Origin of the sequence: Phenylobacterium montanum (genome assembly GCF_018135625.1) — a bacterium.
In the GTDB taxonomy this organism is placed as follows: domain Bacteria; phylum Pseudomonadota; class Alphaproteobacteria; order Caulobacterales; family Caulobacteraceae; genus Poindextera; species Poindextera montana.
On record NZ_CP073078.1, the window covers coordinates 2,085,020 to 2,099,561 of the forward strand.

Below are 14,542 nucleotides of genomic sequence, written 5' to 3' on the forward strand. Positions count from 1 at the left end.
CTGGGCGCAAGCGTGTGACCGCCTACGTTGGCTGGCCAGCGAACCCCGCCGCCAGGGCGTCGAACACAGGCTTCCTGCGGCCAGCGTCGTCGAAGGCCAACGGCGCGTCCCAGGGCGGGTGGCGATTTTCCTTCGGCGAGCGCAGCCAGGACTGGCCGTCCTTTAGCCCCCAGAGGGTGAAAGCGAACCGCTGGTTAGCCGCCAAGGTGGAGAACGCCTCGGCCGCTTCTTCGGCCAGGCGGAGCTGGGCCTCGGCCAAACCAGCACGCGAGCGCCAGGCGGGGCCGGCCCGGTTCAGCGAGATATCGAGTTCCGAGACGTGGATCGGCAGGCCGAAGTCGGCGAGGTCGCCCAGGGTTCGGCGCAGCGCTCCCGGCTCGAGCCCGGCGTCGATATGGGTCTGGGTGCCCACCCCGCCCACCGGCGCCCCGGCCTGCAGCAGCTTCTCTACCAGGCGCACGAAGCTGGCTCGCTTCTTCGGCAGGCTTTCCAGGTTGTAGTCGTTGATGAACAGCACCGCGGTGGGATCGGCCTCGTGGGCGTGATCGAAGGCGCGGCGGATGTAGTCGATCTGGCCGAGGTTGCGGCTCCAGAGGCAAGCGCGCAGGCCGTTTCCGTCCTCGGCCACCGCTTCGTTGACGACGTCCCAGCCGACCGCCTGGCCGGCATAGCGCCCGGCGACCGCCAGGATGTAGTTGCGGTAGGCGTCGGCGAAGGCCTTTGGCTTGCCGTCCAGCCGGCGGAAGGCCACGGGGTTCTGCGCGTACCAGACGAGGTTGTGGCCGAACAGGCGAAGGCCGTGCTCGTGCGCGAAGCCCGCTATGGCGTCGGGGGCGTCGAAGCGGAAGGTCCCGTCATCCTGGAGAATGTACTCCATCTTCATCTCCCACTCCGGCGTGAGCTGGGAGAAATGGCGGGCGATCAGGGCGGCGTCGGCGGGATCGGCCAGGCGTTCAGCGGTGACCGCGCAGCCAACCGGGAAGCGGGCGAAGCTCTTCAGCGGCCGGTCCGGCGCATGGGGCGGCGGAGCGGCATGGCCTTCAGGCGCGCAGGCGGCCAGGGGCAGGGCGGCGAGGCCGCCGAGAAGCGTGCGGCGGACCGGCCGGCGGATCACCGCGCCGCGGCTCGAAGGCCCATTTCGTCCAGGGCGGCGGTCTCGCGCTTGGCCAGCTCCTTGGCCGCCGACAGGCGGGCCATCTCGGCCACGTGCTCGAACTTCTTCAGGCGCTCGAAAGCCTCGTTGAGCGCGTCGCGGGCGCCGGCCTCTTCCTCGGCGATCACCCGGATCTGGGTCTCGATGTCGACCCGGCGGTGCTTGGCCCCTTCGAGGAAACCCTGCAGGCTCCAGAACACGTCGAGCCCGCCCATCTGGGCCTGCTCCTTTTCCGATTCGATCTCGGCCTCGAGCACCGACAGCTTCATCTCGGCCAGGCTCTTACGGTGGACCACCTCGCCCAGGCGCTTCTGCAGCGTCTCCACCTCGTGGTTGGAGATGCGGATCAGGGACTCACGCCAACTCATTACGCATCACCATGCAGGATCGCCGCGAGGCGGTTGAAACTTTCGTCGAGGCTGGTGGCCTCGTCCTTGTCCTGGCTGAGGAAGGACTCCAGCGCCGGGTTCAGGCCGATGGCGCGGTCGACCTGCGGGTCAGAGCCGCCGCGATAGGCGCCGATGCGGATCAGCTCTTCCATGTTGGCGTAGGCGGCCAGGGTCTGGCGCGCGCCGGTGACCAGCTGGCGCTCGTGCGGCAAAAGGCAGCCCGGCATGGTGCGGCTGATCGACTTCAGGACGTTGATGGCCGGGAAGCGGCCCCGCTCGGCGATCGCCCGCTCCATGACGATGTGGCCATCCAGGATGCCGCGCACGGCGTCGGCGATCGGCTCGTTGTGGTCGTCGCCGTCCACCAGCACAGTGAAGAGGCCGGTGATCGAGCCCGCCTGGGTGCCGTCCGGGCGGATCGGGCCGGGGCCGGCGCGCTCCAGAAGCTTGGGCAGCTCGGTGAAGACGGTCGGGGTATAGCCCTTGGTGGTCGGCGGCTCGCCGGCGGCCAGACCGATCTCGCGCTGGGCCATGGCGAAGCGCGTCACGCTGTCCATCAGGCACAGGACCTCCTGGTCCTGGTCGCGCAGATATTCGGCGATGGCCAGGGTCATGTAGGCGGCCTGGCGCCGCTTCAAAGCCGGCTCGTCCGAGGTGGCCACGACGACGATGGCGCGCTTCAGCCCCTCCTCGCCCAGGGTCTCCTCGATGAACTCGCGCACCTCGCGGCCCCGTTCGCCGATCAGGCCGACGACCACCGCGTCACAGGCGGCCTCGCGCGCGAGCATGGAGAGCAAGACTGATTTGCCGACGCCGGAGCCGGCGAAGACGCCCAGGCGCTGGCCGCGGCAGCAGGTGGTGAAGACGTTCATGGCCCGCACGCCCAGGTCCAGGCGCTCGCCCACCCGGCCGCGGGCATGGGCCGGCGGCGGCGGCGCGCGCAGAGGATAAGGGACCGGCCCCTGCTGCAGCGGGCCTTTGCCGTCGATGGGATTGCCAAAGGCGTCGATGATGCGGCCGCGCCAGGCAAGGGTCGGGCGCACGCTGGCGCCGTCGGGGGAAATGCGGATCTCGGCGCCCGGCGCCACGCCCTCGACCGGCCCGAAGGGCATGAGCAGCGCACGGGTGTCGCGGAAGCCGACAACCTCGGCGGCCAGCGGCAAGGCGCCGCGGCGTTCGATCTCTGCGCGAGCCCCCACGGCCAGCCGCGTCAAACCGCCACGCGCTTCGATCAGCAGGCCATTCACGGCGGCGACTCGACCCGACACGATCAGCGGATCGATCCGTTCCACAGCCGCCAGAAGGTTGCGCAAAGCTTGACTCTCCAAGGAAAACGAGTCCGTGGAGAATTTTGTCGCAAGGGCCTTAAGCAGGTGTGAATCCGTCCGGAAGACGTGCAAAAATGTAAGGAATCCAGGCCTGAAAATAGTTAACGGCGGCGCTTGCGAGGCGTTTACAAATCACCCTAGATTCGTTTTCGAACCGTTCACGATTAACCAAGCTTAAAGGTCCTGTAGCCCACACTTCGCGATGTGCTTCAGGTCGAGGCTATGACATTTCCGCTATCTAGAGCCGCCCGCCGGGCGGGGAGGGGCTGATGCGCGTATTGTTGATTGAAGATGACAGCGCGACCGCGCAGAGCATCGAACTCATGCTCAAGTCCGAGGGATTCAACGTCTATACGACGGACCTTGGCGAAGAGGGCGTCGATCTCGGCAAGATCTACGATTACGACTTGATCCTGCTGGACCTGAACCTGCCCGATATGAGCGGCATGGATGTTCTGCGCACCCTGCGCGTCGGCAAGATCAATACGCCGATCATGATCCTGTCCGGCTCCTCGGAGATTGACACCAAGGTCCGCACCTTCTCGGGCGGCGCCGACGACTACATGACCAAGCCGTTCCACAAGGACGAACTGGTCGCCCGCATTCACGCCGTGGTCCGCCGCTCCAAGGGCCACGCCCAGTCGGTGATCCGCACCGGCGACATCACCGTCAACCTCGACGCCAAGACGGTCGAAGTGAACGGCAGCCGCGTGCATCTGACCGGCAAGGAATATCAGATGCTGGAGCTGCTCTCCCTGCGTAAGGGCACCACCCTGACCAAGGAGATGTTCCTGAACCATCTTTATGGCGGCATGGACGAGCCCGAACTGAAGATCATCGACGTCTTCATCTGCAAGCTGCGCAAGAAGCTGGCGTCCGCCACCCACGGCAAGCATCACATCGAGACCGTCTGGGGCCGCGGTTACGTGCTGCGCGACCCGCACGAGATGGGCCAGATCTCGGCCGCCTGATCCGGTCGACTCTTCGAGACAGAAACGCCCGCCGGCTTCCACCGGCGGGCGTTTTGCTTTGGGTGAAATGCGGCCCGGATCGCTCCGGGCCGCGGATCGCTCAGTACTTGACCTTCAGCGTCACGCCGAAGAACCGCGGCGGGCTGGGGAAATAATAGTAGTTGTTCAGCGCCGGAATGTTCGCCGGAATCGGGCTCAGGGTCTGGATCACCCCATCGTAGGCCGCCTGCTTGTAGAACTGGTTGAACAGGTTGGTGGCCCAGAGGCTGACCTTGATGTGGTTGTCGGGCGTCGTGACGCTGACGCTGGCGTCCACCAGGGCGTAGGCCTTCTGTAGCTTGGTCGGGTCCTCGTCCGAGCCGATCTGGTAGTCGGAGGTGTATTTCAGGTCCAGCGTGGCCTCGCCTTTCAGGCCGTTGAACACTTCGTGCTGATAGTCGGCGCCGACGACGCCGGACCAGAACGGAGCGTAGCTGAGCCGATTGCCGGGCAGGAGGTAGAGGTTGCTGCCTGGCGCCTGGAGCGTGGTCTTGTTCTTGGTGCTGTTGGGATAGAAGGTGTCGGCCCAGGTCAGGCCGAAATTGATCTTCAGATCGTGGGAAGCCGCCCACAGCCCTTCCAGCTCCACCCCCTCGGCGGTGGCCTCGGGAATGGTGAACTCGACGAACTGGGTTCCGGTGAAGGCGTTCAGCTGGTGGTCCGTGTAGGTCTGGTAGAACACCGCACCGTTCAGCACCAGCCGCCGGTCGAACCACATGCTCTTCACGCCGACCTCATAGGCGTCGACCCACTCGCCCGGGAAGGACGTGTCGGACTGGGGCGCCAGAGAGGTGTTGGGAGCGGTCGCCCCGGTGAGCGGCTTGGTCACCTCCGCCAGATTGAAACCGCCGACCAGGTTGCCGCGGGAATAGGACGCATAGGCCATGTCGTCCCGGTTAAACTGGTACTGCAGCTTGGCGGTGCCGGTAAGGGCGGTCTCGCTGAGCGACTGGTGGGTGGTCAAGCCGTCAAAGGCCGGGTTGATCAGGCAGGGCGTGCCGAAGGCCGATTTGGGCATGTTGACGTATTGCGAAAGCGGAACCGGCGTGTCGCCATGGGTCAGGAACAGCACCGTCGCGCACGCATTCGCCGCGTCCTTGGCCGTGTAGGACGACGTCAGGTTCTTGTGCTCCCAGGTGTAGCGCAGGCCGCCGATCAGCGAGAGCTTGTCGGTGATCTTGAACTTTTCCTGGGTGTAGATCGCCTCGCCTTCTTCGGTCTGGTGGTAACGGTCGATCGAACCTTCGCCGGCGGGGAAGAAGGCGGCGGGCAACGGCGACAGGGCCGCCACGTAGGGTCCGAGTTGCGTGCCGAACTGGGTGGAAACGCCGTTGTCCAGCACCTCGTGCGAGTAGAAGGCGCCGACCTGCCAATCCAGGCGCTCGGTCGAGCCGCGATATTGCAGCTCCTCGGAGAACTGCCGGAAGCGGGTGAAATTGTACTTCGGCGAGGTGAAGAGGAAGTCGGCCAGCGTGCCGTCGGTATCGCCTCCCCCAGCGTCCTTGTTGTCGCGATAAGCGGTGATCGAGGTCAGCTTGGCCCCGTCGAACCAAGGCGTCGTCCAACCGGCAGTCGCCGAGACGCCCTGGTCGATGATGTGTTCTTCGTCGGTGCGGTTCAGATAGGCGGTGTTGTTCTTCGAGCTGACCGGGTTCGGTATCGCGCCCGGGAAAATGCTGTTGATGATGAACGCCGGTCCGGGCGTGCCGCCGAAACCCTGGCCGTTCAGATAGTCCACGCCGACGCAGCAGTGGTCGTCGCGCTTGGAGTAGTCAGCGATGAAGTTGATGTCGAAATTGTTGTTCGGCTGCCAGAGGAGCTGTCCCCTGGTGGTCCACATGTGCTCGTCGTCCTGCTTGGGGATGTTGCCCCCCGGCGCCTGCTTGACGTCGACATAGCCGTCCCGCTCGCGCGCGCCGACATAGAGCCGGCCCGCCAGCACGTCGCCGACCAGGGGGCCGGTCACGGTGATCGAGCCGCCATAGCCATTGTAGTTCTGCGCGGTGAATTCGCCGACCATGCCGGGCTTGAACGACGGGCGCAGGGTGGTGATCTGCACCACGCCGGCGATGGTGTTCTTGCCGAACAGGGTCCCTTGCGGCCCTTTGAGGATTTCGATGTCGGACAGCTCGCCCAGGTCGTTGAACGAGACGCCGTTGCGGGGACGATAGACGCCGTCGATATAGAGACCGACCGACTGCTCCAGGCCCGGGTTGTCGGCCACGTTGCCGACACCGCGGATGCGGATGATAGTCGTCGACTCGCCCTGGTTGGTGTTGACGCTGAGGCCGGGGGTCAGAACCACCAGGTCGTTGACCGACTTCACCTGGGCCGATTCCAGTTTCTGAGCGTTGAGCACGGTGACCACAACCGGCACGTCCTGCAGGCGCTGCTCGCGCTTCTGTGCGGTGACGACGATGTCGCCGATGCTGGGCGGTTGAGCCGCGGCGGGCTGGGCGGAGGCTTGATTTGATTGGGCCATTACCTGGCCGGCGGACGCTAGAACAACGCCCGCAGCGGCGGTAAGCAGCAATAATTTTCGATTGCGCATGACTTCGGCTCCCTCGTTCTTTTTTCTTCCAGCCGGCCGCCAAGCGGTCCGGTGGTGACTTTCGGGTCGGTCTATTGGCCCCGCATATTCGCGTCGGCGCACTAATCAATGATCAGGCGAGGCGCTTCGTCGAGCGAAATTTGTGTCGCCCCCGCAATTCCAGCGGGCGCCTGATGCATGCGCGCATCAGGCTGCCCAGGGACGCGGGCGTGAGCCTGGTCACAGCACCGGTCACAGCTCATGTCTTGGCGCCTCTGATTTGGGCGCCTGTGACGCGGCAATACTTCGAATCTGTTATGGGAGGTTTGGCCTTGATACCCAGATTGAGCCCTGGACAAGCAATAAGGTCCGCTATACAGCGCGTCGTCTCGTCGCTCCCTGGGGGAAAGGGCTGGACATGCGACGATGGCGCGATCAGATAGAAGGCATATTAGGAGACCGCCCGGATGAAAGAACACGATAAAGAATCCACGCCCAACCGGCTCGACGTCGCCCTGGGGCTGCGCATCCGTCAGCGGCGCAAGTCGCTGGGCGTTTCACAAACGGCGCTGGCCGATGCGATCGGCCTGACCTTCCAGCAGATCCAGAAATACGAGCGCGGCTTCAACCGCGTAAGCTTTTCCAGGCTGGTGGACATCGCCCATGCTCTGGACTGCCGCGTGGTCGACCTGATCGGCGACCTGGACGACGCCAGCATCCCGAGCCCCCTGTTCCGTCAGAACACGGCGCACCTGCGCGAGAGCGGCGCGCCGGAACTCCTGGCGGCCTACTCGGCGGCCCCGCCGGCCCTGCGCCGTGTGATCCTCAAGCTGGTGCTCGAGATCGCCAAGGATCAGCAGGCCCGTCAGAGCGACGAAGACTTGGCGGGCGAAGACGAACGTATCGCCAGCTAAGACTAGAGCTGGAACAGATTCGATAGGAGCCGCGCGGCGCTCGAGACGATCGAACCCGCCGGCTTCCGGACGCCCGGGCCGGCCGACCAGGGTGCAGGGCCGGTCCTGACTTTCGAAAGCGGAGCGGTCGCTGTCAGGGCCGCCCCCGGCTTCTGGCGGTGCGCTCGGCTATGCCACCACATGCAGGCGTCGGCGGCGTTTTCGCGCCCCCTCCCGCTCGCCCCCCTCAAATGCCGTGCAACGCCGGGCCGCACCGCTAGATCAACCCGGGTCCACTGAGGGAGATCGACGAGTGCGCGCGCCCCTGCGCCCGCGCTTTTTTCGCCGGGGGCGCCGGCGCGATCTTCAGGCCTACAAAAAACGCCGCGATCGGGTAGCGGCGTGTGGCCTGCTCCGCGTCACCCACGCCCTCTAGCGAACGTTTGTTTAAGTGCTTCCGCAGACAGCCGAAATAGGCTTTCCGGATCGGCATTCCGGACCTTCGAAAACGCCGCAAACCCATGGCGGCAAAGGTGCAACACTGTCCTGGAGAGTGAATCGGGGCAGTTGACAGACGCAGAGACGCCGTAACTTATCACTGTTTCAAGGCGATCCGCGGGCCAGGGCAATAAGAGCTGCGCGGCGAGCCTTGGGAAACACCGTGGAAGCGACGCCCTGGTCGGCCGGCCAAAGAGCTGTCTGGGCGTTAGGGAGGGAACAACCGAATGAATCGCACGCTACAATTGCGTCACTGGCTGGTGCTCGGCGCTTCGAGCGCGGCCCTGTTGGCCGGCGCTCCGGCCTTGGCCCAGACGGGCGGCGCAGCCGCTTCCACTCCGAGCTCGACGGTGGGCGAAATCGTCGTCACCGCGCAGCGCAAGTCGGAATCGCTGCAGAGCGTTCCCCTGGCGGTGTCCGCCTTCACCCAGGACAGCCTGAAGACCCAGCGCCTCGATGGCGGCCAGAACCTGGAACTGTCGATTCCGAACGTGAACTATTCGCGCGGCAACTTCGGCGGCTACAACTTCCAGATCCGCGGCATCGGCACCAAGTCGGTCTCCCCGACCGGCGACCCGGGGGTCAGCTTCTCGGTCAACGAACTGACCGTCGCCGCCAACCATCTGGGCGACACCGACTTCTACGACGTGGACCGCGTCGAAGTCCTCCGCGGCCCGGTCGGCACGCTGTACGGCCGTAACGCCACCGGCGGCGCGGTGAACGTGGTCTATTCCCAGCCGACCGACCTGTTCGGCGCCAGCATCACCGGCGACTTCGGCAATTTCGACAGCAAGAAGGTCACCGGCTTCGTCAACCTGCCGTTCGGCGACAGCTTCGCCGTGCGGGTCGCGGGCTTCTACCTCGACCGCGGCGGCTTCGGCACCAACCAATATACCGGCGACAAGGTCGACGACCGTCACCTGGGTTCGGGCCGCATCACCCTGCAATGGCACCCGAACGACAAGTTCAAGAGCACCTTCACCTACGAGCACTTCGCCGAGGACGACCACAGGAACCGCGTCGGCAAGCAGCTCTGCACCAAGGACCCGGGCAATGCCGCGCTGGCGTCGCTCTCCGGCCCGGTGGCCGGCTTCAACCAGGGCCTGCTCGGCCAGGGCTGCTTGGCTGACGGCCTCTACGGCCCTGGCTCCTACGGCACGCTGAACAGCGCCTCGACCCTTGGCGGCATCCTTTCCGGCCTGATCGGTCTGACCAGCGGCGACGTTTACGCCAACAACCCGATGCAGAATCATAACCTGCACGACATCAACTCGTCGGTCGATCCGATCTACAAGGCCGAAGAGAACCTGTTCATCTGGAAGAACACCTACAATATCACCGACGACCTGGCCCTGACCTCATTGACGGGCTTCAACCGTAACTGGGGCGTCTCGGTCGAGGACTACAATCGCCTCGTCCCGACCACGCCGTTCAACACAACGGGCCCGTTTGCTGCGCTGTTCCCGGGAGGCTTCGTCCAGGATCCGCAGGTCGGTACGTCCAACTATTTCAGAACCTATGACTACGGCCAGGTCGCCTCTAGGGAAATCAGCGAAGAAATCCGCTTGAGTTCTTCCTTCAAGGGCCCGCTGAATTTCTCGATCGGCGGCCAGTACGCCGACGACTCGACCTACAAGGACGACTATGACGTGATGAGCAACGGCCTGACGGCCTTTGCAATCGCCAACAATGCCTTGTTGGGGAATGTCGGGGTGCCAGCCGGCACGGCCTGTACGCCCGCGACCGTAAATGCATTTGGCAACTGCCACATTATCCCCATCGACGGCGCCGCGACGCCTGCGTCTGGCCAGGGCCACAACTACTATGATGCTCGGTTCACGGTCGGCCTGAAGTCCTATTCGGGCTTCGGCGAGGTTTATTATCAGATCACGCCGGACATTAAGCTGACCGGCGGCATCCGTTACACGAACGACCACAAGACCAATGTCTACTATCCTATCGAACTGCTGTCGGCCACCGGCGCCCCTGGCTTCGGCTCGAACCTGACCCACCAGGCCGCCACCTTCACTGCGGTCACCGGGCGCTTCAACGTCGAGTGGACACCGCATCTCGACTTCACTAACCGGACCATCGTCTACGCGCAGTATGCCCGCGGCTATCAGGGCGGCGGCTTCAACACGCCCTGCGCAGCGGTGTCGGGCTGTTCGGTGGGCGCCACCTTTGCGCCGGTCTACGTGGACGCCTTCGAGGTCGGCACCAAGAATACGGCGCTCAATGGCCGCCTGACCGCCAACCTGACCGGCTTCTACTATATCGAAGACGGCTATCAGGTCTCGACGATCGTCAACAAGTCTTCGGTCAACACCAACATCAACGCCAAACTCTATGGCGTCGAGTTCGAAGGCGCGTTCCAGCCGATCAAGGACCTCACCTTCACCACCAATGTCGGTTACCTGCACACCGAGATCACCAGCGGCGAAGAGCTCGATCAGTACAACCTGACGAACGGCAACCCGGCCCTGCAACTGGTTAAGGCTTCGGACGGCTCGAATTGCGTCGCCACGACCCAAGGCATCGCCACTTTGATGGGCGCCGAGGGCGCGGGCTTGGCTCCCTCCAACGCGCTGCTCGGCGTATGTAGTGGTGCGTTTGCCGGCAGCGGGCTCGGCTCGCTGCTGTATGACAGCACTGTGCCGAACCTCGCTTACGGATCGGGCATCACCACCGCCAATGGGACGCCGGTGATCGATCCGGCCACCAATAAGCAGGCCAGAGTGCCGCTCGGCGTCAACCAAAGCCTGGTCGGCCGGCAACTGCCGAACTCGCCGGAGTTCACCTTCAGCTTCGGCGCCAACTACACGGTCCACCTGGAGAACTGGAAGATCACGGCCCACGCCGACTACTACTGGCAGGATTCGAGCTACGCCCGGATCTTCAACGACAAGGCCGACTATCTGCGCTCGTGGGATAACGCCAACGCGACGTTGAACTTCGACCGCAGCGACTGGGGCCTGACCGTTCAGCTCTACGTCAAGAACATCTTCGACAAGTCGCCGATCACCGACGCCTACCTGACCGATGCGTCGTCCGGCCTGTTCCAGAACGTGTTCACCCTTGATCCGCGCACCTACGGCATCGCGCTGACCAAGAAGTTCGATTAATCCGGCTTCCGGCGCCGCAAGAAGCGCCGGACTGGATCATCGGGGCGGCGGGGGGACCTGCCGCCCTTTTCTTTTGAAGGAAGGACGGGCTACGCCGTCTTCTCCGCCACCAAGCCCAGTTCGGCGATCATGGCCTCGCGGATCTCGAACTTCCTGATCTTGCCAGTGACGGTCATGGGCAGGGCGTCGACGAAGCGGACATAGCGCGGGACCTTGTAGTGGGCGATCTGGCCCCGGCAGAAGGCGATCACCTCCTCGGCCTCGCACGCCTCGCCGGCCCTCAGCCGCACCCAGGCGCACAGCTCCTCGCCATAGCGGGGGTCAGGCACGCCGACCACCGCCACCTCTTCGATCTTGGGATGGCGGAACAGGAACTCCTCGATCTCGCGCGGATAGACGTTCTCGCCGCCGCGGATGACCATGTCCTTGATCCGCCCGACGATGTTGCCGTAGCCGGCCTCGTCAATCACGGCTAGGTCGCCGGTGTGCATCCAGCCGTAGCCGTCGATGGCTTCGGCGGTCTTTTCCGGCTCGTCCCAATAGCCGAGCATCACCGAATAGCCGCGGGTGCAGAGCTCGCCCGGCTGGCCACGCGGCACGGTCTCACCATCCGGCCCCACGACCTTGCACTCGACATGCGGCTGCACGCGGCCAACGGTTGAGACCCGGCGCTCCAGCGGATCGGCGCCCGAGCTCTGGAAACTGACCGGGCTGGTCTCGGTCATGCCATAGGCGATGGTCACGTCGCGCATATGCATGCGGCTGGTCACCTGCTTCATCACCTCCACCGGACAGGGCGAGCCGGCCATGCAGCCGGTGCGCAGGGAGGAGAGGTCGAAACGCTCGAACTCGGGATGGGCCAGTTCGGCGATGAACATGGTCGGCACGCCATAGAGGCCGGTGCAACGCTCGGCCTCCACGGCCGCCAGCACCGCTCCGGCCTCGAAACCCTCGGAGGGATAGACCATGGCCGCCCCATGGGTCAGGCAGCCCAGATTGCCCATCACCATGCCGAAGCAGTGATAGAGCGGCACGGGGATGCACAGGCGGTCGCCCTCCCTCAGCCCGATCGCCTCGCCCACGAAGAAGCCGTTGTTGAGGATGTTGCGGTGCGACAGGGTCGCGCCCTTGGGCAGGCCGGTGGTGCCGCTGGTGAACTGGATGTTGATCGGATCGTTGCAGTCGAGCTCGGCTCCGATCCGCCCGAGCGCCGCGCGTTCGCCCGCGCCGCCCAGGCCGCTGACCTCGGCGAAAACCAGCCAGCCAGGGCGCGGGGCGCCGCCGATCTTGATCAATCGCTCCAGGGCCACGATGCCAGGCGCCGCCGCCTCGGCCATGGCCACATAGTCGCTGGTCTTGAAGCGCTCGGCGGCAACGAGCACCCGCACCCCAACCTTGGCCAGGGTGTATTCCAGCTCGCTGATCCGATAGGCGGGGTTGATGGTCACCAGGATCAGCCCAGCCTTGGCCGCAGCGAACTGGGTCAGGGCCCATTCGGCGTTGTTCGGCGACCAGATGCCCACCCGGTCGCCTGGAACCAGGCCCAGGGCCAGGAAGCCTGCCGCCAGGGCCTCGGCCCGATCGCGCAATTCGGCGTAGGTCCAGCGCACGCCCTGGTGAACCGAGATCAGGCCCTCGATATCGCCCCAGCGCCGCGCGGCTTCGTCAAGAGCCTGGCCGATCGTGTCTTCGCGCAGAGGCGGCGTGCTTGCGCCCCGGACATGGCTCAGGCTGGCGTCAACCGACATCGTGATCCTCCCTGCCCCGCATTTAAGGCCGCCAAACGACGGCTCGCCAGGGTTTCCGCTGCGGCCCGGCATGGGCAGGCCCCTTGGCCCATGACAGACTTCGCCCTGAGGAGCCGCCTTACAAATCCTCCTCATCCTGAGGTGCTCGTCGCGCAGCGGCGAGCCTCGAAGGACGCACGGAGCCGCCACTGCGTCCTTCGAGGCCCGCTGCGCGGGCGCCTCAGGATGAGGAGCTACATAGAGGCCGCCGATAAATAGGAGGACGCCATGACCCCAGACGACCTGATGTTCAAACCTGGCCTGATGAAGGGCCAGCGGATCCTGATCACCGGCGGCGGCACCGGCCTCGGCAAGGTGATGGCCGAAGCCTGCCTGATGCTGGGGGCCGAGGTCTATATCTGCGGCCGCCGCGGCGGGGTGCTGGAAGAGACGGCGAAGGAACTGACCGGCGCCCACGGCGGCAAGGTGGTCCCGCTCGCCTGCGACATCCGCGTGCCCGAGGCGATCAGCGAGACCCTGGATACGGTCTGGGCCGATGGCGGGGCCTTGACCGGCCTGGTCAACAACGCCGCCGGGAACTTCATCAGCCGCACCGAGGACCTGAGCCCCCGGGGCTTTGACGCCATCGCCAACATCGTCTTCCGCGGCTCGTTCTTCATGACCCTGGACTGTGGCAAGCGCTGGTTGGCCGAGGGGGCCAAGGGCTCGGTGCTGTCGATCCTGACCACATGGGTCTGGCACGGCTCGCCCTTCACCGTGCCCTCGGCCATGTCCAAGGCCGGGTTGAACGTGATGACCCAGTCCCTGGCGGTGGAATGGGGCAATCGCGGCATTCGCCTCAACGCCATCGCCCCGGGCCCCTTCCCCACCGAAGGCGCCTGGGCGAGGCTGAACCCCGGCGGCTCGCGCAGCGGCGACAGCACCAACCCCATGGGCCGGGTGGGCGAGATGCCGGAACTGGCCAACCTCGCCGTCTACCTGCTCGACCCCGGCTCGGCCTATGTCAACGGCCAGACCATCGCCATCGACGGCGGCGCCCACCTGGCCACCGGCGGCGGATTTTCTGGCCTGAAGTCCTGGACCGACGAGCAGTGGGCGGCGGCGCGAGATTCGATCCGCTCGTCCAATGAGCGCGACCGGGCCAAGCGGACGGTATAGGGCGACGCTGGGTCGCAGTCGCCGGGCGGCCGGTTAACCGCATCGCAAACGGAACAGGCCATATGTCGGCCGGGCATGGGTTTGCACAGACGACATATTCTCGGCCTCGGGCTGGCGACGGCAGGCGTCGGGGCGGCCGGCTACGGCGGCCTGGCTCTGGGCGACTGGCTGGCGGGGCCGGACCTCGTGGCGCCTGCGGCCGACGGTCCGGACGCCGCCGAAGCCGACCTCGCCCCCAGCGCGCCGCCCGCCAAGGGCGAAGTGCGCCGGGCCTACATGCACAATTTCTACACCGGCGAGGTGCTGGACGCGGTCTATTACGAGAACGGCCGCTATGTCCCGGACGCGCTCTCCGCCGCCAACCACCTGCTGCGTGACTGGCGCACGGGCCAGCAGCACTTCATCCACCCTCGCCTGTTCGACCTCCTGCACAACCTGAGGACCCGCCTGGACACCCGGCGGCCGTTCCAGATTCTGTCCGGCTATCGCTCGCCCAGAACAAACGCCATGCTGCGCCGGCACAGCGAACAGGTCGCCTCCCAGAGCCAGCACCTCTTGGGGCGGGCGCTCGACATCAATGTCGAGGGCGTCCACCTCGCTCACCTGCACAAGGCGGCCCTGAGCCTGAGGGCCGGCGGGGTGGGCTACTATCCGGATAACGGCTTCGTCCACGTGGACGTGGGCCGGGTCCGGCAGTGGACCGATCTCTAAGG

10 protein-coding genes are annotated in these 14,542 nt (G+C 65.4%); 5 read left to right on the forward strand and 5 right to left on the reverse strand.

What is annotated here, in order from left to right; all coding sequences use genetic code 11:
* Positions 1 to 22 precede the first annotated feature (22 nt).
* The 3 genes from KCG34_RS09360 to fliI are packed head-to-tail and all read right to left on the reverse strand — an operon-like array spanning position 23 to position 2,855.
* Positions 23 to 1,114 (reverse strand): endo-1,4-beta-xylanase, encoded by a 1,092-nt coding sequence (locus KCG34_RS09360; protein WP_367576025.1) that lies wholly within the window; start codon positions 1,112 to 1,114, stop codon positions 23 to 25.
* A complete protein-coding gene (locus KCG34_RS09365; RefSeq protein ID WP_211940096.1) occupies positions 1,111 to 1,521 on the reverse strand; it encodes a flagellar export protein FliJ in 411 nt (136 codons plus the stop codon). Before KCG34_RS09365 ends, KCG34_RS09360 begins: the two co-directional genes overlap by 4 nt.
* Positions 1,521 to 2,855, reverse strand: coding sequence for a flagellar protein export ATPase FliI (gene fliI, locus KCG34_RS09370; protein ID WP_211940097.1), 1,335 nt, complete (start codon positions 2,853 to 2,855; stop codon positions 1,521 to 1,523). Before fliI ends, KCG34_RS09365 begins: the two co-directional genes overlap by 1 nt.
* Before the next feature lie 284 nt (positions 2,856 to 3,139).
* Between fliI and ctrA the strand changes: the two genes are divergently transcribed.
* The gene (gene ctrA / locus KCG34_RS09375; RefSeq protein ID WP_211940098.1) at positions 3,140 to 3,841 is read left to right on the forward strand and encodes a response regulator transcription factor CtrA; all 702 of its coding nucleotides are present in this window, start codon (positions 3,140 to 3,142) and stop codon (positions 3,839 to 3,841) included.
* A gap of 100 nt (positions 3,842 to 3,941) precedes the next feature.
* Here ctrA and KCG34_RS09380 read toward each other — a convergent pair whose 3' ends face one another.
* Positions 3,942 to 6,362, reverse strand: coding sequence for a TonB-dependent receptor (locus KCG34_RS09380; protein WP_211940099.1), 2,421 nt, complete (start codon positions 6,360 to 6,362; stop codon positions 3,942 to 3,944).
* Between the two features lie 515 nt (positions 6,363 to 6,877).
* Here KCG34_RS09380 and KCG34_RS09385 point away from each other — a divergent pair.
* Both KCG34_RS09385 and KCG34_RS09390 read left to right on the forward strand, forming a co-directional pair.
* Entirely contained in the window at positions 6,878 to 7,324 is a 447-nt protein-coding gene (locus tag KCG34_RS09385; protein WP_211940100.1) for a helix-turn-helix domain-containing protein, read from the forward strand.
* Between the two features lie 704 nt (positions 7,325 to 8,028).
* The gene (locus KCG34_RS09390; protein ID WP_211940101.1) at positions 8,029 to 10,923 is read left to right on the forward strand and encodes a TonB-dependent receptor; all 2,895 of its coding nucleotides are present in this window, start codon (positions 8,029 to 8,031) and stop codon (positions 10,921 to 10,923) included.
* A gap of 89 nt (positions 10,924 to 11,012) precedes the next feature.
* Here KCG34_RS09390 and KCG34_RS09395 read toward each other — a convergent pair whose 3' ends face one another.
* Positions 11,013 to 12,671, reverse strand: a complete 1,659-nt coding sequence (locus tag KCG34_RS09395; RefSeq protein ID WP_211940102.1) for an AMP-binding protein — start codon at positions 12,669 to 12,671, stop codon at positions 11,013 to 11,015.
* Positions 12,672 to 12,938: 267 nt separating this feature from the next.
* Here KCG34_RS09395 and KCG34_RS09400 point away from each other — a divergent pair, with 267 nt between their 5' ends.
* Positions 12,939 to 13,829 (forward strand): SDR family oxidoreductase, encoded by an 891-nt coding sequence (locus tag KCG34_RS09400; RefSeq protein WP_211940103.1) that lies wholly within the window; start codon positions 12,939 to 12,941, stop codon positions 13,827 to 13,829.
* 81 nt (positions 13,830 to 13,910) lie between these two features.
* Complete coding sequence (gene mepK / locus KCG34_RS09405) at positions 13,911 to 14,540, forward strand: peptidoglycan L,D-endopeptidase MepK (RefSeq protein ID WP_249138278.1); 630 nt, start codon at positions 13,911 to 13,913, stop codon at positions 14,538 to 14,540.
* Positions 14,541 to 14,542 lie beyond the last annotated feature (2 nt).